20 protein-coding genes are annotated in these 22,257 nt (G+C 45.1%); 7 read left to right on the top strand and 13 right to left on the bottom strand.

What is annotated here, in order from left to right; all coding sequences use genetic code 11:
- Positions 1-30: 30 nt before the first annotated feature.
- Complete coding sequence (locus tag JGK14_RS00605; RefSeq protein ID WP_293174286.1) at positions 31-1,035, bottom strand: phosphoribulokinase; 1,005 nt, start codon at positions 1,033-1,035, stop codon at positions 31-33.
- A gap of 634 nt (positions 1,036-1,669) precedes the next feature.
- Between JGK14_RS00605 and petH the strand changes: the two genes are divergently transcribed.
- Positions 1,670-2,878: a ferredoxin--NADP reductase gene (gene petH / locus JGK14_RS00600; RefSeq protein WP_293174283.1), complete on the top strand. Its 1,209-nt coding sequence runs from the start codon at positions 1,670-1,672 to the stop codon at positions 2,876-2,878.
- A 1,285-nt stretch (positions 2,879-4,163) separates the two neighbouring features.
- Here petH and JGK14_RS00595 read toward each other — a convergent pair.
- The gene (locus JGK14_RS00595) at positions 4,164-7,793 is read right to left on the bottom strand and encodes a CHAT domain-containing protein (RefSeq protein ID WP_293189304.1); all 3,630 of its coding nucleotides are present in this window, start codon (positions 7,791-7,793) and stop codon (positions 4,164-4,166) included.
- A gap of 243 nt (positions 7,794-8,036) precedes the next feature.
- Here JGK14_RS00595 and JGK14_RS00590 point away from each other — a divergent pair, with 243 nt between their 5' ends.
- Entirely contained in the window at positions 8,037-8,279 is a 243-nt protein-coding gene (locus JGK14_RS00590; RefSeq protein ID WP_293241334.1) for a hypothetical protein, read from the top strand.
- Positions 8,280-8,559: 280 nt separating this feature from the next.
- Here JGK14_RS00590 and JGK14_RS00585 read toward each other — a convergent pair whose 3' ends face one another.
- A complete protein-coding gene (locus tag JGK14_RS00585) occupies positions 8,560-9,831 on the bottom strand; it encodes an aspartate aminotransferase family protein (RefSeq protein ID WP_293174276.1) in 1,272 nt (423 codons plus the stop codon).
- A 128-nt stretch (positions 9,832-9,959) separates the two neighbouring features.
- Between JGK14_RS00585 and JGK14_RS00580 the strand changes: the two genes are divergently transcribed.
- Positions 9,960-11,234: a ribulose bisphosphate carboxylase small subunit gene (locus JGK14_RS00580; protein ID WP_325314577.1), complete on the top strand. Its 1,275-nt coding sequence runs from the start codon at positions 9,960-9,962 to the stop codon at positions 11,232-11,234.
- A 170-nt stretch (positions 11,235-11,404) separates the two neighbouring features.
- Here JGK14_RS00580 and rbsK read toward each other — a convergent pair whose 3' ends face one another.
- The gene (gene rbsK, locus JGK14_RS00575) at positions 11,405-12,340 is read right to left on the bottom strand and encodes a ribokinase (RefSeq protein ID WP_325314576.1); all 936 of its coding nucleotides are present in this window, start codon (positions 12,338-12,340) and stop codon (positions 11,405-11,407) included.
- Positions 12,341-12,400: 60 nt separating this feature from the next.
- The gene (locus tag JGK14_RS00570; RefSeq protein ID WP_325314575.1) at positions 12,401-12,538 is read right to left on the bottom strand and encodes a hypothetical protein; all 138 of its coding nucleotides are present in this window, start codon (positions 12,536-12,538) and stop codon (positions 12,401-12,403) included.
- A gap of 136 nt (positions 12,539-12,674) precedes the next feature.
- Between JGK14_RS00570 and nblR the strand changes: the two genes are divergently transcribed.
- The 3 genes from nblR to JGK14_RS00555 all read left to right on the top strand — a co-directional run bounded on the left by nblR (position 12,675) and on the right by JGK14_RS00555 (position 15,236).
- Positions 12,675-13,370 (top strand): response regulator transcription factor NblR, encoded by a 696-nt coding sequence (gene nblR, locus JGK14_RS00565; RefSeq protein WP_293174270.1) that lies wholly within the window; start codon positions 12,675-12,677, stop codon positions 13,368-13,370.
- A 229-nt stretch (positions 13,371-13,599) separates the two neighbouring features.
- Complete coding sequence (locus JGK14_RS00560) at positions 13,600-14,115, top strand: DUF192 domain-containing protein (protein ID WP_293174386.1); 516 nt, start codon at positions 13,600-13,602, stop codon at positions 14,113-14,115.
- 905 nt (positions 14,116-15,020) lie between these two features.
- Positions 15,021-15,236 carry a DUF2949 domain-containing protein gene (locus tag JGK14_RS00555; RefSeq protein ID WP_293144219.1) on the top strand — a complete coding sequence of 72 codons (216 nt, stop codon included), beginning with the start codon at positions 15,021-15,023 and terminating at the stop codon, positions 15,234-15,236.
- Positions 15,237-15,291: 55 nt separating this feature from the next.
- On the opposite strand, the gene JGK14_RS00550 is transcribed toward JGK14_RS00555, so the two are convergent.
- Together JGK14_RS00550 and JGK14_RS00545 are read right to left on the bottom strand one after the other, a co-directional pair.
- Complete coding sequence (locus tag JGK14_RS00550; RefSeq protein ID WP_293174268.1) at positions 15,292-16,449, bottom strand: pyridoxal-phosphate-dependent aminotransferase family protein; 1,158 nt, start codon at positions 16,447-16,449, stop codon at positions 15,292-15,294.
- Positions 16,450-16,522: 73 nt separating this feature from the next.
- Entirely contained in the window at positions 16,523-16,768 is a 246-nt protein-coding gene (locus JGK14_RS00545) for a DUF5340 domain-containing protein (protein WP_293144225.1), read from the bottom strand.
- Here JGK14_RS00545 and JGK14_RS00540 point away from each other — a divergent pair.
- Entirely contained in the window at positions 16,767-17,024 is a 258-nt protein-coding gene (locus tag JGK14_RS00540; protein ID WP_293174266.1) for a hypothetical protein, read from the top strand. The two genes, JGK14_RS00545 and JGK14_RS00540, sit on opposite strands and share 2 nt — an antisense overlap.
- Positions 17,025-17,502: 478 nt before the next feature.
- On the opposite strand, the gene trpC is transcribed toward JGK14_RS00540, so the two are convergent.
- The 6 genes from trpC to JGK14_RS00510 form a co-directional block, all read right to left on the bottom strand.
- Entirely contained in the window at positions 17,503-18,420 is a 918-nt protein-coding gene (trpC, locus tag JGK14_RS00535) for an indole-3-glycerol phosphate synthase TrpC (RefSeq protein ID WP_325314574.1), read from the bottom strand.
- 67 nt (positions 18,421-18,487) lie between these two features.
- Complete coding sequence (locus JGK14_RS00530) at positions 18,488-18,892, bottom strand: helix-turn-helix domain-containing protein (RefSeq protein WP_293174262.1); 405 nt, start codon at positions 18,890-18,892, stop codon at positions 18,488-18,490.
- Positions 18,876-19,175 (bottom strand): type II toxin-antitoxin system HigB family toxin, encoded by a 300-nt coding sequence (locus JGK14_RS00525; protein WP_293174260.1) that lies wholly within the window; start codon positions 19,173-19,175, stop codon positions 18,876-18,878. Before JGK14_RS00525 ends, JGK14_RS00530 begins: the two co-directional genes overlap by 17 nt.
- A 42-nt stretch (positions 19,176-19,217) precedes the next feature.
- The gene (locus JGK14_RS00520) at positions 19,218-19,454 is read right to left on the bottom strand and encodes a hypothetical protein (RefSeq protein ID WP_293174258.1); all 237 of its coding nucleotides are present in this window, start codon (positions 19,452-19,454) and stop codon (positions 19,218-19,220) included.
- A 47-nt stretch (positions 19,455-19,501) separates the two neighbouring features.
- Positions 19,502-20,476: a hypothetical protein gene (locus tag JGK14_RS00515; RefSeq protein WP_293174256.1), complete on the bottom strand. Its 975-nt coding sequence runs from the start codon at positions 20,474-20,476 to the stop codon at positions 19,502-19,504.
- Positions 20,476-22,245, bottom strand: a complete 1,770-nt coding sequence (locus JGK14_RS00510) for an AAA family ATPase (RefSeq protein ID WP_293174254.1) — start codon at positions 22,243-22,245, stop codon at positions 20,476-20,478. The genes JGK14_RS00515 and JGK14_RS00510 overlap by 1 nt, the downstream gene beginning before the upstream one ends.
- Positions 22,246-22,257: the final 12 nt, after the last annotated feature.

The raw sequence follows: 22,257 nt of genomic DNA, 5'->3' as shown, positions 1-22,257 counted from the left end.
TCAGGTCGGGGTGGATGTCAAGTCAGAGTTCTAAACACTAACAGCAACTTTTGATTCTTTTGCAGTCAACTTTTCGTAAGTCGCCCGCATCTTCAATCCCACCAATACTTGGAATAAACCAGTTCCATTGTTGGAACCAGGATATTCGCGGTGTTGGAGTAACAGGTGAGTCAACTCGCCTTCGTATTTCGCAGAAGTCTTGCTCAAGTGGCTTTCGATGTAAATCACTTCTTCGAGATTCTCGAACTGACCGTCTACTTCCAAAATCGAGACTTCGTGGCCGTAGAAAGCATCTGGGCCGTAGTACATCTTAATTCCGGGATAGGAACAAGTCAGTTTGCGGCCGCAAGGAATCCAGTTAATTGTCGAACCTTCGTCAAACAAATACGCAGGTTCAAAGTTGGCGATACCTTCGCGCTGAATCATTTGGACGCGCAGAACCTTCCGTTCTTTGTCATCTTTGATCAAGTTGGTCGGCAATACTTGAATTACCACGTCAGCATATTGCTTTTGTGGGTCGATGTACGCTGTGAAATCTGGTTTGCGAGCATTGATCGCAAACAGCACGTCTTCGTAACGGTGGCCCCGTTCCGCCATGTCGCGCTGGATTTTCCAAGCAATTTTTACTTCGTCGCTGATGTCGAGGTAGACGCTGAAGTCGATGAGATTTCTCACTCGCTCGTCGTAAAGGGGGTGCAACCCCTCAATCACAATCACGTGATTCGGCTCTACCCGCTCAGGAGGATCGAGCAGACCGGTTTCGTGGTTGTAAATCGGCTTGTCTATTCCCCGACCTTCTTTGAGCGCTTTCATTTGCTCGGCCATCAGGTCAAAATTGTTCGCTCTGGGGTCAAGGGCGGTAATCCCTGTTTCCTTGCGTTGCTTGCGATCGAGACAATGATAGTCGTCAAGGCAGATTACAGTCACGAAATCTTCCCCGAACAAATCTGTCAATCGGCGCAAAAAAGTAGATTTTCCGCAGCCGGAGTCTCCGGCAACGCCAATTAAAACCACGCGATCCGGCTTACTGGTCATAGTTTCCCTCTAACAAAATCACTGTTTACTAAGTAACTGAAGTCTAGATTCCAAAAAATTTCAGCCCGCAGGTAGCTACAAGCAGGCTTTCTGCGGGTTTGCTACCCCGAGAGGATCGAGGACTAACCAGCATACAGCAGTCAGTTGACTGCCTGTCCGGGAAGACCCAAGCAATCTTCAAGGCAAGAAATTAATACTAACTTTAGTGGTTAATCTTACCAGAATGCGTCCGCCCCCTACAAGCTCAACGTCATTTAGCTAAATCCTACTTTCAGCAAGACAGCATTTAAATTGTATATTTCTTGAGCCGTATTCCCCTCTCCCCCTCTCCCCCTCTCCCCAAATCAGAACGAGTTATCGGGGCAGATCCCCCGATCGGGTAAAATATTGGCAGTACGCAGACAACAATAGCTATAGGTCAACACCTGAATGCAGCCGGGCGAGACCAAGGGCGGCGATCGGCTAATCGGGAATTAGAGGCAGAGCGATCTCAACTTGACACTCCCGCCTGCGCGGCAATGCCCAAAGATTCGCGCGGGCAAATTAGTCCAGGTGGCCTTAAGAAAAAAGTAAATTGAGTCTAACGTCACATTCTCTTTCTTTATAACTCTGTATCGTGAAGGACAAGCAACAAATGTACAGCCCAAGCATATCTGGTGTAGCGGCCAACTCAGAATCAGGCAGCCGCATCTTTGTTTACGAAGTGGAGGGTATGCGTCAGAGCAAAGCAACTGACGAAACAAATCACCCGATTCGCCGTAGCGGCAGCGTGTTTATCTCCGTGCCGTACGATCGCATGAATCAGGAAATGCGCAGAATTGCTCGCATGGGTGGCAAAATCGTCAGCATCCGCCCCTCAAACGGCGCTCCCGAAACTACTAATGGCAAAGTCGCACCAGAAGCAGGGCTACAGAGTCAGAAATCTGGAGAAAAAACTAAGCCCATGACTCAAGCAAAGGAAAAAGTTCAGGTTCCTGTTAACCTCTACAAACCGGCCAATCCCTATATTGGTAAGTGCATCTCTACAGAAGAAATGGTCAGAGAAGGCGGCGACGGCACAGTTCGTCACGTCACTTTCGACATTTCTGGTGGCAATTTGCACTATCTAGAAGGTCAAAGTATCGGGATTATTCCCGATGGAACCGATAAAAACGGTAAACCTCACAAAATTCGACTTTACTCGATCGCCTCTACCCGTCACGGCGACAACCTCGACGACAAAACTGTCTCTTTGTGCGTTCGCCGGCTGGAGTACAATGACCCGAAAAGTGGCGAAAGAGTATTCGGCGTTTGTTCGACTTTTCTCACAGGTTTGGAACCTGGGGCTGATGTCAAAATCACTGGCCCGGTAGGGAAAGAAATGTTGTTACCCGATGACGAAGATGCCACCGTGATTATGATGGCTACTGGTACGGGTATTGCTCCTTTCCGCGCTTATTTGTGGCGGATGTTTAAAGAAAATAATCCTGGTTACAAGTTCAAAGGTTTAGCTTGGCTGTTCTTTGGAGTTGCTTACACTCCCAACATTCTTTATAAAGAAGAATTGGAGCAATTGCAGCGCGAATTCCCCGATAATTTCCGCTTAACTTATGCGATCAGCCGCGAGCAAAAGACTGCTGACGGCGGTAAGATGTATATTCAAAACCGGATTCAAGAGAACGCAGACCAACTGTGGGAATTGGTTCAAAAGCCGAAAACTCACACTTACATCTGTGGTTTGAAGGGCATGGAAGGCGGCATTGATGAGGGAATGTCTGCTGCATCTAGCAAGCACGGCATTGACTGGGCTGGCTATCAAAAACAGTTGAAGAAAGAGCATCGCTGGCACGTTGAAACTTATTAATGTGTAAAGTGATTTAATCTGATTTGTAGGGCGGGCTTAGGCTTGCCCTATTTTTTTAAGAAAGAGTTTTTAGCCCATATTCCGCAGTTCTGGCTTTGATGATTAAGGTTTTTCATATATTCACTGTATGAAAAACATCTGCGCCTACCTTGTCTACTTTTGGTATCATTATTGTCAGATTTTTGAGATATACAAGAATTTTGAATTTACAGATATTTCCTAATATATTCATTTGTGGAATCTTTGAGCTAATTTGCCATAAATTAGATATCACAATTCCGGCAACATGATTTTTGCCTTGCTAATTATTGGGATTTATTCAACTATATTCTCAGGTTTATTTTCATCCTTATCCATCTTCAACTATTAAAAAATATTCACTGCAAACGTTTCCTAAATAATTCAATATATCCCAATACGGTTTACTTAGAATAGTCCGAAGAGAGGAACGTTAGCTTTCGCGATCCGAAGGAAAGCAATCTCCGTATCTATTTCTCATAGGGTTTTACCCTCAGGGCGGTCTTAAGTAAACGGTATTGCAATATATCCTGTTTTTTGTTAAGTTGCTCACCTGTTCGGCTCCATTTAGATTGACTAAGTGTACGGCTTAAAACATCTGAAATACCGACCGTATTGTCGGTTTATTTGTTGATTTCTTAACCTAATTTCTCATACTAGAGCGTCGGTACAGTAGAATATTTTGACAAAAAGAACGAAATATGTATTATGTAGGGGTTCTCGCATGAGGGCGACAGTAGATCGCGATCGCCAACCATTTTTTTTGTCCTCATGCAACGCCGGGCCAAGGTCTACATCAACATACATACTATGCCGAGGAGTGTCAATTTCTTTTACTGAACCGACGCCCTAGTATTCCTAAATAGCCTAAATTTAGGACTGTTATCGCTCCTTCATCACTCTCAGACAGTAAAAATATGACCATAATTTGATAATGCTTATCTAGTATGGCTTTGTGGAGCGATTTTCTAACACCTTCCTTTGTTGGGATCGTTTGGGAAGAGATCCTTTGCTGTCGTGTCTTCGAGAATTTACTCTCATGAAAGTGACGAAAGAGCGTTATGGCTCCTTGAGGATCATTCATGGTTTTTACCTCTTTTATCCTGACTCAATATTTTTTAACCAAAAAAGCCTGAAATGCTTGCTGGATAAATATTTCAGGCTTGAATATTTCAACTTGACAACCATCAATTCTGTTTAAATATCTGCGGAATCTGGGCTATAATTAATGACAACTGTCAACTGTCAACTATCAACTGTCAACTGACTAAACTCCAGCAGCAGTAAAAGCTGCCCAGTGATAAGGATTGGCAAAAGGACAGGGTTTGCGGTTGCGAATTTGCTGTAAAGATGCTTCAGCAATCAGGCGAGAACTTTGTGAAAGCCGATCGAACATTTGCGAAATTTGAGGCTGAAAATCCGCCAGCAACACCTCCAATTCCTCGCCTGTCAAATCCCGCAGCCACCTTTGAGCCTCCGCAAGCGATCGCGCCACATCTCCCACTTGCAATCGAGGAAAACGCCCGAGATTTTCATAAAACTTGCTCGTCAGCAGCAGCGTTGAAACATCATTCACTTTCCACAGGCTGCTGACAACACTAGATGTGCCAGCATACAACAAACCCGCGGACAAACCGACAAAATCTTCAGTACCGCTGACTGAGCCTGCTGCAATTTCGCAAGCCGATAAAGTAACTAAAAAGTATTGCCGACAATCGAAATTAAAAATTTCCTCCAAAGTCATAGTATCATTTCTCACAAATACGCCTGATTTGAGCGGGAAAGCGAAATCAAGCACGCTCAAACAAGCAAAGTGAGCGCATTTTTTCTGCTGCACTTGTCCTATTTTCGCGGATGAATTCCCATCATTTACAGATATCGATCGAGAAAAAGCCTCTTTAATTGCTGGCTTCTGCCGCAAAATTTCTGTACTGGAAAAACACTGGGAAATATTGCCGATTTCCAGGTTGCTGTAAAGCGCATCTCTGCTGAAAGTGGGAACTGCCAACAGGTGCTGCAAATTCGGTCTGTAGCGGCCGATAGCTGCGCTGCGCGCGATTTGTCTCAACCGCAATAGCTGGCAGCTAGGAGCATAGCGAATTCCTCCGGCAAATCGATCGATCAAATAAGCAGGAGGAGGTGAAATTTCCCCAAAGGACGAACTGTGAGAAAAATCCGAACTGTTGTGCGTATCCAACAGATCGAAACCGCTGCGATCGCCGCCATGAGACCTGAAAATTGCCCCGGTGTCCTCCAACCCGTCTCTCACCCCCAAAGGCAAAGCATGGAGCGGCAAAGCGTGCAAAAATCGGTGCGGCACCACAATTAGCCGATCGCAATTTTCCGGAATCAGCGCCACCACTCGATCGATTTCCAACAGCGCGGCCAAGCGTTTGAGGCGAGCCGGGAGATGATTGATCCAGCGACCTTTTTGCTCGGAATAAGCGCTGAGGTACTCTCCGGCCCAAGTTTCGGCAGCTAAAGCATTTCCCGCGGCACAGAGGTGAACGGCGGGATATTCTGCACTCTTCACCACCACAAAAGCCACTACCAAATCCTCCAAACTCGCCCACACCACAGCAGCACAATTGGCATCAGGCAACAATTGGCGAATTTGCTCGAAAGTAATGGGTTCAACTTTGCGAGCTAAGCTGAAGAAAGGGTCGTTTGCCTGCACCTCGCGCGCAATCAACCCATCAAACTGCCGCCACAATTGATTTAAGTGCATAAAATCGGAGTTCGGCATCAGAGAACCGCTGTTCAAACCAGGGCTGTCGCCCTCAGAAATCAAGCTAGTGCTGGGTTCGGGTTGTCGCTGTTGTTGCTGCCGCTGTTCCCTTGCTATTTCCAGTTGCAATGACTCCAACTCGCTGCGTACCGCTGCCGGAATGTCGCCTTTTGGGGTCAGGGGGGATTTAACCAGGAGTTCTACCAAATTCCGATTTTTGTGGCGTTCAGCGTATTCCAGGGCTTTAGCGTAATATTCCGGCTGGCCCGGGCCGAGTTCTAGGCAAACTTGTACGAGGGATTTATAGAGTCCTCTCCAGGTGCTGACTAATTTGGCTTTTGAGTTACTTCCCCGATCGCCCAAATCGGCCGCATCAACCCCAACTTCGCTCCGCAAGAATTCCACAGTATCGACAGCAGTAGTAAAAACGCCGTAGGCGCGCAGCAACTCGCCTCGCCTTCGGTAAGCTTCACCCAAATAAAATAAAATTTGTGCCCAACGGTGGGGATAGGTTTCGCGAGTGTAGATTTGGCCGGCACTGTGATAGCAGGCGATCGCGCTTTCGATGCGAGACGAGTTTTCCGTCTCCGTCAGTTCCGAAAAAGCTCGGCCCAGATAAATTTGCAGCATGGCCCAGCGGTGGGGAGATCCGTGTTTGGTGTAGACTTGGGCTGCATTTTGATAACAGGCGATCGCGCTTTTGAGATTGCGGTTTTTTTCGCCTTTCACGTGTTGGCTGAAAGCGCGTCCGAGGTAGGCACAGAGCATTGCCCAGCGTTCGGGAGTTTTTTGGCGGTTGCAAAAGAGCAAAGCATTTTGATAGCAGGCGATCGCCATTTCCAGATTTTCCGCTTTTTCCCCTTTCACCCGCAGACTGTAGATCCTGCCGAGGTAAGTTTGGATCGAACCCCAGGCTTCGGGAAATTTGATGCGAGTGTAGACTTGCAAAGAATTTTGAAAGCAGGTGAGTGCCATTTCCAGATTTTCGACTCCTTCGCCCTTAATTCGATCGATAAACACCCGGCCCAAATTCCTTTGAGTCGTCGCCCATTGCAGCGGAAAAGCTTCCTTAGTCCGCACTTGCAAAGCTCTCTGGTAGCAGTTGACAGCGTATTCGAGATTTTCTGCCCGATTCCCCCGCAGGAAATCATAGTAAGCATTTGCTAAATTATTTTGAGTCGTCGCCCAGCGCCGGGGAAACATCTTGCGGTTGTAGACTTGCAAGGCATTGTGGTAGCAAACGACTGCCTGTTCGAGATTTTGGGCTTTGTCACCGCGCAGTCGGCGGCTGTAAGCGCGGCCGAGATTGTTTTGAGTGCTTGCCCAATCTCCTCCAAAACCCTCGCGGTTGCGAACTTGTAGGGCGTTTTGATAGCAGGCGATCGCAATTTCGAGATTTTCGGCCGCATCTCCCCTGAGGCGCTCGCTATAAGCGTTTCCCAGATTGTTTTGCAGCGTCGCCCACTGTTCCGGGTACTGTTCGCGAGTTCGCACTTGCAGGGCATTAGCAAAGCAAGCAATGGCTTGTTCGATATTTTGAGCCTTATCGCCTTTGGGGCGATCGGTATAAGCATTGCCCAGATTATTTTGCATGACTGCCCACTCTTGGGGAAAGTCTTTGCGGGTAAACACCTTAGCCACGGTTTCGTAACCGGCGATTTCGATTTCCAAGTTATTCGCCTTGCTACCGAGGGGAAACCGCCCAATTTTGTTGCTCAGATTGCCAATTAGGGCCGCAATGCGCCTCGCCTCTGATTCTGGGGCAGTAGGGAGTACCAAAGTTGCCCAGCGGCGCAGCAAATCTGCGAAATTCTGGTCGAGTTTGTCTAAATTGTTTCTCAGCAGCGCGTACACGTGCTGCGAATCAGGGTTGCGCGCCACTGCTTGCAATACTTCTGCTAAAAAAGCCAGATATGCTGCCCCGGTTCCGGGCAATTTAGCATTGCTCTTAGCAGATTCTAAGGGTGCGATCGTCCTTTGAAAGAATTTTGCAGCTTTGAGCAAGCTGTCTCGTGTCAGTGCCGGCTCTTCCAAGTACAGCATTTGCACAAACCCAAAGTCGATCGACTTTGAGTCAGTCCTCAAAATCAAATCTATTCCTGAGTCCACAGGATTTTCCAGCAGCGCTCGGAGCATATTAACATCAGTTTCGCGACGCTGTTCGTCCATCGTGCATTCCGCCGAACTATTAACGATAGGATTGCTGCTTCTGTGCAGCCAATGAAATTAGGAACTGTTTCAATTTGGCTCTCGAACCGGAGGTAGGAGTCTCCGACGGATTATAGACCTTAAAGGATGAAATCAGTTAAACCAGGATTCACAAGTGGCAACAGACAGGCTGATAGCGAGATTAGCACCTACAATCACTAATAGTATTATTGTGCCCGTTGTCTTTAGCCAAATTCCGGTCTAATGCGTCGTCAGTGTTTCGGGGCGGGTTTCACAGACAATATTCTAGTCGAGGATAAAACTCAATTTTATCTTGAGATATTTTTTGTGTCGATCGGGATTCAAAAGCGGTTAAAAATTCCCAACCGGGAGTCTATTAACTTTAAGACTTATCTAGAAGTATTAAAAAAACCCGGTTTTTGCAGCATACACATCGTCACAGCGCAGTGTATTTGCCTAAAAAACTGGTTTCCGGGCAAGTCCTAAACTGGATAAAACCCGCCCCGACAGACTTGCAGCGGGGCGGGTTTACTTTTACCCTGATAGGGACTGATATCATGTCCGGTCGATTACCATAACAAAAACGGTTTGTAGTGCGCCCGAAAGTCCGCTCTGATGCTGCGGACTTCAGTCCGCACTACGAACGCATCTGATTGCGATGATCGAACACGACAGGAGGCTAAGAAACCGGGTTTCTCAGGAATAGCGCCTCTGCATATTGCGCCAGTTGCAGCGCTACAGCTCACAAAAATCAACCCAGTAGATTTTAGTGTACCGCTTGAGAGCGCAACGCTTCCTCAACGGCAAGCAAAGCCCGATCGACTTCAGCAGCAGAAACAATTAGAGGTGGAACAAACCTCAACACCTTCGGCCCGGCGGGAACCAACAGCACACCAGCGGCGATCGCAGATTTAACAATATCAGCCGATGTCAGTGCAATATCAGCCTGCAATTCCAGCCCGACAATCAAGCCCCAGCCCCGCACCTCAGCAATCAAATTCGGATATGCAGCCGCCAGTTGGTTGAGGCCAGCTTTCAACTGTGCTCCGCGCTGTTGGACGTTTTCCAGCAGGTTTTCCCGTTCTAAAGTTTGGCACACGCACAAAGCGACAGCACAAGCAAAAGGATTGCCGCCAAAAGTGCTCGCGTGACTTCCCGGTTCAAACACATCGCAGTGAGACTTGCACAGCATAGCGCCGATCGGAATACCGCCGCCCAATCCCTTCGCAGAGGTAAAGATATCCGGTTCAATACCGAGATTTTCGTAACCCCAATATTTACCGCTGCGTCCCATCCCGACTTGCACTTCGTCGAGAATTAGCAAAATGCCTTTTTCGTCGCAAATTTCCCGAATCCGTTGGAAATAGGCGATATCTCCGGGACGAACTCCCCCTTCACCTTGCAGCGCTTCCAGCATAATTGCAGCTACTTGGCGTTCGTCTTTGTCGAGTTGCTCGATCGCCAGTTCGATCGCACTAATGTCATTGTAAGGAACATAGTGAAATCCCGGAACCAACGGACTAAAACCCTTCTGATATTTAGGTTGTCCCGTCGCCGTAATCGTCGCCAAAGTCCGCCCGTGGAAACTAGCAACAGCAGTAATTATGGTCGGATTCGAGATATTTAATTGTTCGTGGGCGTACTTGCGCGCCAGCTTAATCGCCGCTTCATTAGCTTCCGCACCCGAGTTGCAAAAGAAAGCTCTGTCCGCGCAAGAATGATCTACAAGCCACTTTGCCAGCTCGCCCTGTACGGGGATGTAGTAAAGATTAGAAACGTGGTGCAGCGTCTGAATTTGCTGAGTTACCGCTGCCACCATCGCCGGATGGGCGTGTCCCAGAGTGCAGGTAGCAATACCCGCCACAAAATCGAGATATTCGCGGCCCTCGGTATCCCAAACGCGACAGCCGAGGCCTCGTTCCAGGGCGATCGCAAAACGCCCGTAAGTAGTCATTACATAACTGTCGAAGCCCTCAGAACTGAACAAACTGGCTTCGGCTTGCACGCTTGGTTCTTTTAGTAAGGTTTCTGGACTCACGAATCGCTCCTTAACACATAATATGTAGAACTAGATTGTACGGTAAAAATCCAGCTTCGCGTTGCAGGCTGTTAATTTTGTCATAAAATTGTAACAGTAACAGCAATAAATCCCTCACAAATCTACTGATGAGTTATTACATTTCTCCTAACTTTCTCGATAAAGTTGCGGTGCACGTCACTAAGAACTTTTTAAATTTGCCTGGGGTAAGAGTTCCCCTAATTTTGGGAATTCACGGCCGCAAAGGAGAAGGTAAAACATTTCAAGCCGAACTGGTTTTTCGGCGAATGGGCTTTGAACCGGTGATGATATCTGGTGGAGAATTAGAAAGTCCCGATGCCGGAGATCCGGCGCGTTTAATTCGTTTGCGCTACCGCGAAGCTGCGGAGCAAATTCGAGTGCGGGGCGAGATGTGTGCAATTTTTATTAACGATTTGGATGCCGGTGCTGGCAGGTTCGATACTACGACTCAATATACTGTAAATACTCAGATGGTCAATGCCACTCTGATGAATATTGCGGACAATCCCACTAACGTGCAGTTACCGGGAAGTTATGACAGCACGCCGCTGCACCGAGTGCCGATTATTGTCACCGGAAATGATTTTGCTACCCTGTACGCGCCGCTGATTCGCGACGGGCGGATGGAAAAGTTTTATTGGGAACCCAGCCGGGATGATAAAATTGGGATTGTCAGCGGAATTTTTGAGTCTGACAATTTGTCACAAACCGAGATAGTGGGTTTGGTAGATAATTTTGCAGATCAGGCGATCGACTTTTTTAGCGCTTTGCGATCGCGCATTTACGACGAACAAATCCGCGAATTCATCCACAAGATAGGAATCGAGCAAGTTTCCAAGCGTTTAGTCAACACTCTGGAAGCACAGCCAGATTTCCCGAACCCTAATTTCAGCCTCGCTCATTTATTAGAAATGGGTAGTTCAATGGTTGGTCAACAAAAGCGGGTACAGGAAATGCGCTTGGTAGATGAATACAACCAATCACGGCTGTTTAACGTTCCTGGAACTGTCAATGTCCCGGCTGCTGCGCCAACACAAAATCAACAAAACGACCCCTCATCGAAATATTATAAGGCTTATGTCGAGCCAACTTCAACTATTAGTAACAGTAAAGCTGCGCGGCTGAGCGGCGAGGTATTGGAACAAGTGCAACAGTTATTAGCAAGGGGCTGCAAAATAGGGATGGAATATGCAGACAATCGCCGATTTAAAACAGGTTCCTGGCAAAGTTGTGCGACAATTAAAACGGCACAGGAAAAAGATGTGGTTGTATCGTTAGAAACTTGCTTGGCGGAACACGGCGGGGAATACGTGCGGCTGATTGGTATCGATCCAAAAGTCAAGCGCCGGGTAGTTGAAACAATTATTCAGCGGCCACAGTAGGCTGTGCTTCGGGGCACCTTACAAATTCAAGAAGACTGGGCGGTTGAAACCGCGTCTATACAAGCAAAACCCGCCTCCGCGGGTTGAAGAGTGGGCAGTTAAAATTATGTTATCCTCTTCAGTCCGCGAAGGCGGACATCGTTTGTGTAGATGCGGTTTCAACCGCCGTCTTATCTAAATTCTGCTGCTAAATTATGCTGCAAAAATTTATCAAAAGTTGCCCGATCGGGCATAGCAACCTGAGCACCCACCTTAGTTGCACACAGAGCACCCGCTGCACAGCCCCACACCACCGCCTCCGACAGCGATCGCCCGCCATCTAGCGCCGCAGCCAACCCGCCGTTAAAAGCGTCGCCAGCAGCCACTGTGTCGATCGCCCTCACAGCAAAAGCAGGCACAAAAAAGCTCTCATCCGCAGTCACAGCAACCGCCCCGCGATCGCCCAATTTGACAATAACATTCTCGACACCGCGCTGCTGCAACTGTTTAGCTGCCCGAATCGCCGTTTCTGTGTCATTCACCGGAAAACCGAATAACTGTCCAGCTTCCACTTCATTCGGTGTGATAATGTCAATTAGGGGATAAAGGTCGATCGGCAAATCCCCCGCAGCCGGTGCCGGATCGAGAATCACTCGCACCCCCAATTCACGGGCGACTTTCGCAGCTTTTTGAACAAATTTCAGCGGAATTTCTAACTGTAACAGCAAAGATGTAGCTTCAGACAACACTTTTTTAAGACGTTCTATATCTGCATCACCAACATTATTATTTGCACCCGGAATCACAATAATATTATTTTGACCGCTATCGTCTACGGCAATAATTGCCACACCTGAATGAGTGCTTTTATCTATTAATACATTTTCTGTATTCAAACCATAGGATTGTAAACTTGTCAATAATTCTTCAGCAAATTTATCGTTGCCCACACGCCCGATCAGGTGAGTCGAAGTTCCAAGACGCGACGCTGCTACGGCTTGATTTGCTCCTTTACCGCCGCCGGCAGTGAAAAAATTGCTACCGATGATAGTTTCCCCAGGTTGCGGCAATCTGGGAGTTTTTGCTGCGAGGTCAATGTTGATACTGCCAAATACAATGAGGCTCATGGATTGTTGAATTGGGTAATTGGTAATTAGGTTTGTAGTGAGGACTTCAGTCCTCTGAGTTTAATATTGAATTTGGGCATTGGGAATTGGGAATTGGGAATTGGGCATTGGGAATTGGTAATTGGGAATTGGGAATTGGTAATTGGGAATTGGGAATTGGTAATTGGTAATTGGTAATTGGTAATTGGGAATTGTCATTGGCTTATCTTGCTTATTTCATGATTTTTCCATCTAACTGACAACTGTCAACTGACAACTGTCAACTGTCAACTGTCAACTGTCAACTGTCCCCTGAGACGTGCTAGAACTGGTATGGTCTACATCGGTCAATGCAATGGCTGCACTCACTCTCGATCGCAATCCCTGTGTCCTGCTAGTAGAAACAGACGAAGTTCTCGCCGGACACTTAAGTCTAGACTTAAAATCCTCCGGCTACGAACCAGTAATAGCTTCTAGTATCGCCACAGGCCAACATTTAGCCCATAAATTGCAGCCAGCTTTGATTGTAATCGATCGCATACTTGGCCCTGAATCGGGGCTGTCGCTGTGTTCTCACCTCCGAAGTGGTGGCAATCGGGCGCCAGTGCTATTATTGATCGGTCGCGATACAGTGGACGATCGCGTGGCTTGTCTGGAAGCTGGCGCAGATGATTATTTTCTCAAACCTTACCGCACTGAGGAGTTTATGCAGTTGGTGCGCTTGTATTTGCAGCCGGATAACACCAGCAGCGAACAACTGAGGTTTGGTGATTTAGTTTTGGATTTGGCGTCTAGGCGAGCTCTACGCAACGGACGGGCGATCGACCTGACGATGAAGGAATTTGAACTGCTAAAGTATTTGATGGAACATCCCCGCGACGTTTTGACTCGCGAACAAATTCTAGAGAATGTTTGGGGTTACGACTTTTTGGGTGAGTCGAATGTGATTGAGGTTTACATCCGCTATCTGCGTCTCAAAATTGAAGATGAGGGCGAAAAGCGCTTGATTCAGACTGTGCGCGGTGTTGGTTACGTGATGCGCGAAGCTTGAAGTCAGTTGACAGTTGACAGTTGTCAGTTGACAGTTGTCAGTTGACAGTTGTCAGTTGACAGTTGTCAGTTGACAGTTGTCAGTTGACAGTTGACAGTTGTCAGTTGACAGTTGTCAGTTGACAGTTGTTAAAAAGTCCCATTCCAATTACCAATTCCCAATTCCCAATTACCAATTACCCATTACCAATTACCCATTACCAATTCCCCATTCCCAATCTAAAATCTTTATGAGTTATTTAACTAATTTCCTAAATATTGGGGTAATTATATTTTTGCTTGGATGTTCGCCGGCTTTACCTGTCGCAAATTCTGGTGTTACTGGTACTTTGGCGTCGCAGTCTCCGACGGCGACAACATCCGGTCAAGTTTTGCCTGTTTCTGCTAGAGCTCGGATAGCCGATCGCCAGATCGAACTTGAAGTCGCCAAAACATCCGAACAACAGGCTATGGGTTTAATGTACAGAACTTCTTTGGCCGATGACAGAGGAATGCTGTTTGAGTTTAAACCCGCGCGCTGGGTCAATTTTTGGATGAAAAATTGCAAGATTTCTCTGGATATGATTTTTCTGCGGGATGGAGTCGTGACAGCCATCGCAGCAGAGGCACCTCCTTGTACAGCCGATCCTTGTCCCACCTACGGGCCCGATACTGCTGTCGATCGAGTAATCGAGATCCGGGGTGGCCGGGCTGCTGAACTTGGTGTCAAAGTGGGCGATCGGATTGAAATCGAGTTTTTCCAGTAACACTTCGGACATTTTCAGGGCTTACACATGGGGCTAGAAACCCGGTTTCTAGGTGTATTTCTGGTTCCCAGTCGCAAAATTTAGTAGAAACCCGGTTTCTGAAGTCACTCCCCCTCTCTCCCCTCTCCCCCTCTCTCCCCTCTCCCTTTCCCGCTGAGTTCGGCTTCGAGAAAACCTCAAAAAATTAATAAACTTTACAAAACTTGATAATATCTGTTAAAGTATTAATGTAAGATACAGCACAAAGACCAAAAGATTTGCTACGATGTCAATCTGAGTTCGTCTGGGCTTGAGCTTGTTTGCAGAAGCTGTAGATTGTTAGTTCCAGGTATGAGAAGAGTCAGCGACTCGTTACCAATCCTGAGAGACGATGCTTAGCCGATCGGGCTCCTGGCACGAAAAGAAATTCTCTGGAACTTCTGGCGCCAAACCTGAATCTACTAAACCTGTCGGAAGTAAGATGCTACAAGCCAAATTAAGTGGCAAAGTTAACTTAAGGTAGCAAGGTCGGCTGCGATCGACATATCTGACCAAATATTGCCGAAGTAGATTTGCGGATTCTGCACTTTCGCAGATGAAGTTAAACTCTGAACAACAGTGCAATTAGTTTAGGTAGCAGAATTTCTTCAGATTCGCGTTGCACAATACCGAGGTATTCAGTTTAAGTTCGATCGCGCTCAACAGGCGATCGGGCAGACAGCAGCAAAAGTGCAAAACCTTTCACTTCTGGGGAAAGGTTGGCTTTAGAGTCACACTCAGCAGTAAATTTGGGATTTTCCACAACCGCTAATACTGTTTTAACAGCTATCGACGGCCAAGAGACAGATTTAAAACTGGCTTATTACTAATCAAAAACATCAGGTTCGCATCAGAAAATGGTGTCCTATACATGGAGACAAAATCACATGGCACCCGCTACATACACTAGATTAATTCGATTTTTACAAGAAGATTTGGCAATCTCTCCCGCGTCCATCGCTGTCGCCGAACGTGTTGGCGGTGACGAAAAACGGCAGCGAGATCGAGACCCTAATTCCTTGCCGATGGTTCTGTGGCAGTACGGTTTAGTCACTCTGGAACAATTGGATAAAATCTTTGATTGGTTATCCCAAGCCTATTAAAAGGATTTTAGATTTGAGATAAAACCCAAAATCCAAAATCCTTTAATAACTAAGATTAAGATCCAGCTAACTCTTTCGCAGCAGCGGCGATACCGGCACCAGGAAGGCAGCCTTCATGACCCAATTCTTGCAACACGACTTCCAAAGCGGAAATTGCTGCTAGAATATCGCGATCGCACACAAAGCCCAAATGACCGATGCGGAAGATTTTACCTTTCAAATGGTCTTGTCCGTCGGCGAGAGCAATATCAAACTTCTTTCTCATCAAAGTTCGCACTTTTTGAGCATCTACAGACGCAGGCGGCATAACTGCGGTAATGGCAGGACTGGCGGCATCATCAGCAGCAAATAATGGCAAACCCAAAGCTTTTACAGCGGCGCGAGTAGTTGTCATCAAGCGCTTGTGTCTGGCGAAAACGTTTTCCAATCCTTCGCCTTTCATTATTTGCAGCGATGCTTGCAGCGCAAAAAACATATTGACTGGCGGAGTAAAAGGAGTCGTATTTTTGGCAGCGTCTTTGCTATATTTACCCAAATCTAAATAATAGCGGGGCAGTGTGGCAGTTTTGTAAGCTTTCCAAGCCTTAGGACTAACGGCTACAAAACCCAAACCCGGGGGAATCATGTAAGCTTTCTGAGAACCAGAAGCAATCACATCTAGCCCCCAAGCTTCCATTGGCACGCTGACAGCACCTAAACTGGTGACAGCATCAACCATAATTAAAGCTTCGCCGTGGGCTTTGACGTGGCGGTTGATGGTTTCGAGGTCATTCAGGACACCGGTAGAGGTTTCTGAGTGAGTGACGATGACAGCTTTGATTTGCTTCTCAGTATCTGCTTCGAGTTTTTCGCGGAAGTCTTCGGGGTTCAAAGGTTGACCCCACTCAGCTTTGACGATTTCGGCATTTAAACCGTAAGCTTGTGCGACTTCAGCCCAGCGTTCGCCAAATTTGCCGTTGCATCCGACTAAAACTCGATCGCCCGCACTCAAGAAATTAATTATCCCAGCTTCCATCGCGCCGGTACCGGAAACCGTCAAACTCAGTACGTCGCCGCTGGTTTGGTGCAGCCATTTGAGATTTTCGGTACATTCGGCAAAAATCGCGTCAAATTCCTTGCTGCGGTGGCCCATCGGGTGTTTTGCCATTGCTAGCAAAGCCGCTTCCGGCACCGGTGTAGGGCCGGGAATCATCAGCATTAACTTGTTGTCCATTATGTCGTCCTAACTTTTTCGATGGGAGTTCTACAGAATAAATCAAATACGATCGGTTGGTACTCTAAGTTTTTTAACTTTTAATGCCAGTATGGTTAGTTTCATTTAAAGACCAACGGTATTCTACTGCCAAGTTCGATCGCTCGCAGCTTTGTTCTAATTGCTTTTGAATGGCAAGGGCTTTACGCAGGGTAATAATAAGTTGGTGAACTTGTTGCTGTTGGGGCGATTGTGGACTGACAGCAAACATTGTTTTGCGTTCTAACAATTGAAGTAACAATTCATAATGAATGTACGAAGGAAGGGGAATTGGCTCCATGAAAGCTAACATACCTCAGCGAACCGATACCCCATTGCAAGTGCATGGGGCATCACAGGTGAACATTAGATGCCCGACTTCTTATTTGTTTTCTAACCTTACAAAAACCCCTGCTTTGCCGATCGAATATTCGGGGCTGGGTGCGTTGGTAACGCTAAATTTTGCGATCGACTGGCGACAGCGAATAGATTTAATTGCTTTCTGGCAAAATATTTCTCTGCAATATAGCTTTGAGTGCTATTTTTTTTGCAGTTAGGCGCTTGAGTCGATGCAGGCTAGAATTTCTGATTATTTACCTACTCAATCATTTTTTATCAGAATTCGGGGGTGTTTTTGAACTAACCCCACCGATGAATCGGGGGGATTCGTGCGATTCCAATAAAGGTTTCACACAGGCGTGTTCAATGCGCCGCTACCCACTCAGTCTAGATTACTCTAAACTTTGCGTATACTTTTATGCTTCTATCGCTTGGAAAGTCCATCACTCTGCCAGGTTGGTACGCTCGACATCCTGCCATTATTTGCCCTTTAACTGTTCCGAATCGAAGTCGGATATGTCCGTTGCCTGGATTTCTCAGTACTAGGATGTTTCGTCGCGTAGATGGTTGCTCCTACTCGCTTGAATCTATTGTACCACGGCGGCTAAAGCCGTGCAACCCCTTCTAGGCGGTTGAAACCGCTACCGACTTATCCCCATGTCTCGCATCGAGGGGCCCGGCGGGCTCGTTCTTTGGTCAAGCAGTCTCGCCTTTGGTGATGGGCGGATGTGTCTTGGCAAGGGAGGCTAAAGCAGCACCCGGATCTGGCTGTTTGACTAGGGATTCGCCGATCAGGACGGCTTGGACTCCGGCGCTAGCAACTTGGGTGAGGTCGTCGGGAGTGTGGATTCCTGACTCGCTGACGGTGAGGATATTTTTTGCTTGGATTGCCGTTTGGCGCGAGGCTAATAGTTGGCTGGTGGTTTCTAGGCTGACGGAAAAGTTTTCGAGGTTGCGGTTGTTGATGCCGATCAGGTTGACTCCTTCTAGGGTTAATACTCGATCGAGTTCTTCGAGAGTGTGAACTTCTATTAAGGCCGTCATCCCCAAAGTCTTGACAATTTTCACAAAGTATTGTAAGTCTTTGTCAGATAAGATGGCAGCGATTAACAATACAGCATCGGCGCCGCTAATCCGGGCGAGATAGATTTGGTAAGGATAGATAATAAATTCTTTGCAAAGTAAGGGCAAATCGACGGCGGCACGGATTTTAGCGAGGTTGTCGAAACTGCCTTGAAAGAACTTTTCATCGGTGAGTACGGAGATGCAACTGGCGCCGTTTTCTTGGTATGCTTGGGCGATCGCCACGGGGTCGAAATCTTCGCGAATTACGCCTTTGCTGGGGGAAGCTTTTTTGACTTCGGCGATGATTGCTGGTGCGGTTTTACCGTTTTTAAGCGCGCCGAGGAAGTCGCGGATCGGCGGCGCAAAGGGGAGTCTTTTGTGAAGTTCGGCTAAGGGCGTGCGATCGCGCTTTTGGGCTACTTCAACCTCTTTTTGCCAGACAATTTCTTCGAGGATGTGCCGGGGTTCGGCGTCGGGTACGGCGATTTTGTAGCTGAGGTAGAGTACGGAGACTGAGGTGCTGGGGGGACGGCGGCGGATTTGAAGCATAGTAGAGGGGATAAAGGGCGATCGCGACAAGTTTCAATCTATTATATGATAGAAGTCTCTATTACGATTAATTGAACAGAAACAAACTCGGATTGACATGAAAAAACTTTCCCAAAGCCTCAGCTTGTTTTTTGGTAATTTCTAGTTGACCGTTAACGATTTCTGTTGCCATCTCAATTGTGTCCATAATTCCCACTAAATCCGCTGGCTCTAGATTTTTAGCATCCATCAAATGAAGAAGTCTTGAGTGGGGAGTTGAAGCATTTATTTGATAATGTGTTTCTTCAAAATCCTCAATTAATTTGACTAAGAGTTCTAGGAGAGTGTCTTCTTCGGGAGTTAGATTGTTCCGAGAAAGCAAGCTTTCAACTATTTCTAAAAATATCTTGTTTTCATCTTCATTTTTGATAATGCGCGGTTGATATTGAGATAGCAAGCTGCTGTATCTGTCGGAGTCAAAAGTAAGGGTCATTTTTCCAGTTGTTTTTGTCATATTCTGCATGAGTCAAAATGTACTTGATATAAACAATCTGCTTTTGATAGTTAAGACTTACGATTAAGCGATATTTATTTCCTTTGATGTTGAAAATTGTAAAATTTCCAACTGCTTCAGCTTGAGGATAAATAGTTTGAACTTCAATAAGCTTAGTCCAGTTGGCTTGACTAGCAATCTTGTACCAATCATCGAGGGCTTCGCAAGAATCAGCATGATTTTGGCAGTAGTCTCTTAATTTTTTGCGACTGATAACGTGCATTTAGCGATCGATTGACAAATTAGATTGCATTTGATAAAGATATTATAAGGTCGATCGGGCCTCTTTTTCTATGTTTGGGCGGGAATAGTTAGTTTTGACATACTCTTTTAGTACGGGCCCAAGGGTGAAAAATGTGCGATCGCCCTCCTGGATTTTTTCAACTAATGAACGCCGTCCCAAGGATTGCATAACTTTCAAAAAGTGCGATCGGGATAATAGCAGATTCTCTGGCACTTTTGAGAGGGAAACAGGCGCGGTTTCACTTGCTAGCCACGACATTACCTGTTTTTATGATTATCATTCGTTAACGATTTGCTGATTTAAATCTATTCACCTGCATGGCGATCGGGTTCAAATTCATAAAAATGAATTTTTTGGCTAACTTTACAGTAAAATATCCGGGAACATCTTTTATCACTACTACTTTGTCCCATTTTGAAAACATCAGCGCTATATTTAGTGTATTTTTTACGGCCAATTGTTATTTTTTCACCTTGATACTTGTGCTTGCGAATATCTATATCTAGATCGTAGACAATTTGAGTCATCGATTTGATAAATCTTTCTTGATAGGAACGATTTTCATTGAAAAACTTAGCTCGTTGTATACTCAGCCAAAATTTTTCATTTAATTCATAATCTTGCCGTGTCAAATTAGACAACCATCCATCTTGTAAAACTGATTGACTGTAGCAAATTTCAATAGCTTGCCGAATCTGATTTTCTCGGTGTCTTTCGTCAACTATAATTTTTGATAAAAAATCAGTTACATCAAATAGCTGTTTTACATCCTCAGCTACCAAAAAATTTTGAGCAACTGAAATATTATCAGATTCTACCATTACTGTCTGACAAGCAGTAGGACTTACCAAGTACAGCAAGTCAGTATAATTACAAGACAAGCATTTATCAAGCAATAAATTCCATTCATTTAAGACATCTTCAGGAAGTAATTCATTACCAAATTTACACGCGGGGTTATTTTCGGCTAATGCGGCGCACTCTCCAGGACAAAATTCAAATCTTCTAAACAATTCAGGGATAATTTTATCCTTAAAAAATCTTGTGTAATGTTCTTCAACTTCTGGCTGATTTTTGAAAGGATTATTATTGTATATTTCTGCCAGCAGTCCCTCACTAAATTTAAACTTAATTAACTGATATAAACTGTCTGTATCTCTTTCAATATTTTCAATATCGGTTAGTAATGAGTTAAGGGACTGAAAAATTTCAAAATAGCGTCGCGATTGCCATGCTTTTTCACTGACAGCTAAATAGACAGGATCTAAATATTTTCTCATTATCTAAACTTTGCCATCCTTTTCTTCAAAGTTGCTTCCATTAAATCCCGCGCGTCATTTTCATCAAAGAAGCCAACTGGCCAATTTTGGATCTCGCCAAACTCATTAATTTGAATTGGTTTTACAACCGAAGTTTTCTGCTTCTCATCAAAACTCACGAAAAGGGTATTTAAAAGCTCTTTAATTTCCCCTGATTCTTCTTGGGCAATTCGCAGACACAATCGGTTGATTAAATGTTCGCTATGGGTTTCGATAACTAATTTTTTTCCAGACTTAGCCATGCAAATAAAAAAATCAGCAAGCTTTGACTGTAGTGAAGGATGTAAATGAATTTCAGGCTGTTCTAAAACAATAGTTTCTTCTGGTTTTGTCCGCAAGCATTCTACTAAAATTGGCAAAATTTGACTGACACCAAATCCGACATCTGGTAAATGTACTTCTATTCCCGATGAGTTTAATTTAACTTGACCTGGAATGCCACCTAAACCAACTACAGAAGTGATATTAGGTAATTTCATACATTCGGATAACCACCAGTTGACTGCTTCTAGCATTTTGTCTGACTCTCGCAGTTCGTATTCTTTGATCTGTTTTCCTTGATAAATACATCTGTAATATTTAGGAATTTTATGTTCTTGTTCGATAGCAAGAACTAAGGGAGTATATTCACCATTAATCCCAATATCAATCTTTCTCAAATCCTCAAAAAAGTAGAATCGCTTGGGCGCTTCACGTAGAGGCCCTATATATCTAACACTAGACCATAAATTTCTCAAATAAGTGGCGGTGACTTGATAAGAACCATAATAATACATCAGTTCAAATTCTTTCTCTTGCCTAAATAAAGAAAATTCATCTCCGAGCAAAGTTGCAGGGATCTTCTGAATATCTGCTTTTTTTTCGGGTGCAGGTTTCTTCTGAAGATACGTACTCAAGTTACGGAGCGTGGTATCAATAAATTTCGATAAGTGTTTCGGTATTTTTGTTCTGCTATTTGTGAAATCGTTGTTAACCTTATTTAGATTTGTATAGCTTTGTTTGGTGAAGTCATTGATTGTTAAAAGCGTTGGTAGTATACCCTCAAATTTAACTTGTACATTGTCAAACACTACTTCCTCTATCACGGTCTCTTTGAAAAACTTGGTTTCTGTGAATTTTCTGGTATCTAAACGATTGCGCTGGTATGTAGAAAATATGTCAAATAATCCATAATCTATCCATCTAAATAATAAATCTTTCAGTTCAACATACTTTAATTTGATTAAATATTTTCCCTCGCCTGATTGAATAATTTCCCATGAAAAGTTTCTTTCTATATCTCGAAAAACAAAGCTATTAACTAACAATTTGTTTTTGTTTTCTGATGAATTCATTGTTTCATTTTCCAGATTGGAGAGTTTTATTTCCACTTCTACATCAATCTGAACAGATTGTCTTGTATTCCAATATCTTGTTTTGTCTCTTAAATCAAAATCCCCTGATAATTTCCAGAAAAACCCGATTTCTTTTTCGGTTGCATGATTGTTGATTACATCTGCCCAATCACCCAGACGCACGTACAGACCATTAAAAACCACAGGTTCTTGAATGTAAGAATCAATAGAGAGTTGGCTGCTATCAATATTTGATTGTTTCATCAAAAGCAAACTCTGGATAATTGAACTTTTGCCAGAACTGTTGATGCCACACAGCACTGTCAGGGGTTTCATTTCAATTACATCAAGCTCTTTAAATCCTTTGAAGTTTGATAAAGCAAATTTTGTTGTCATAAAATTATGACT

Origin of the sequence: Microcoleus sp. PH2017_28_MFU_U_A (assembly GCF_020738035.1) — a bacterium.
Classification (GTDB): Bacteria; Cyanobacteriota; Cyanobacteriia; order Cyanobacteriales; family Microcoleaceae; genus Microcoleus.
The sequence above is the reverse complement of the archived record's forward strand: the minus strand, read 5'-3'. Positions and strand labels throughout refer to the sequence as shown.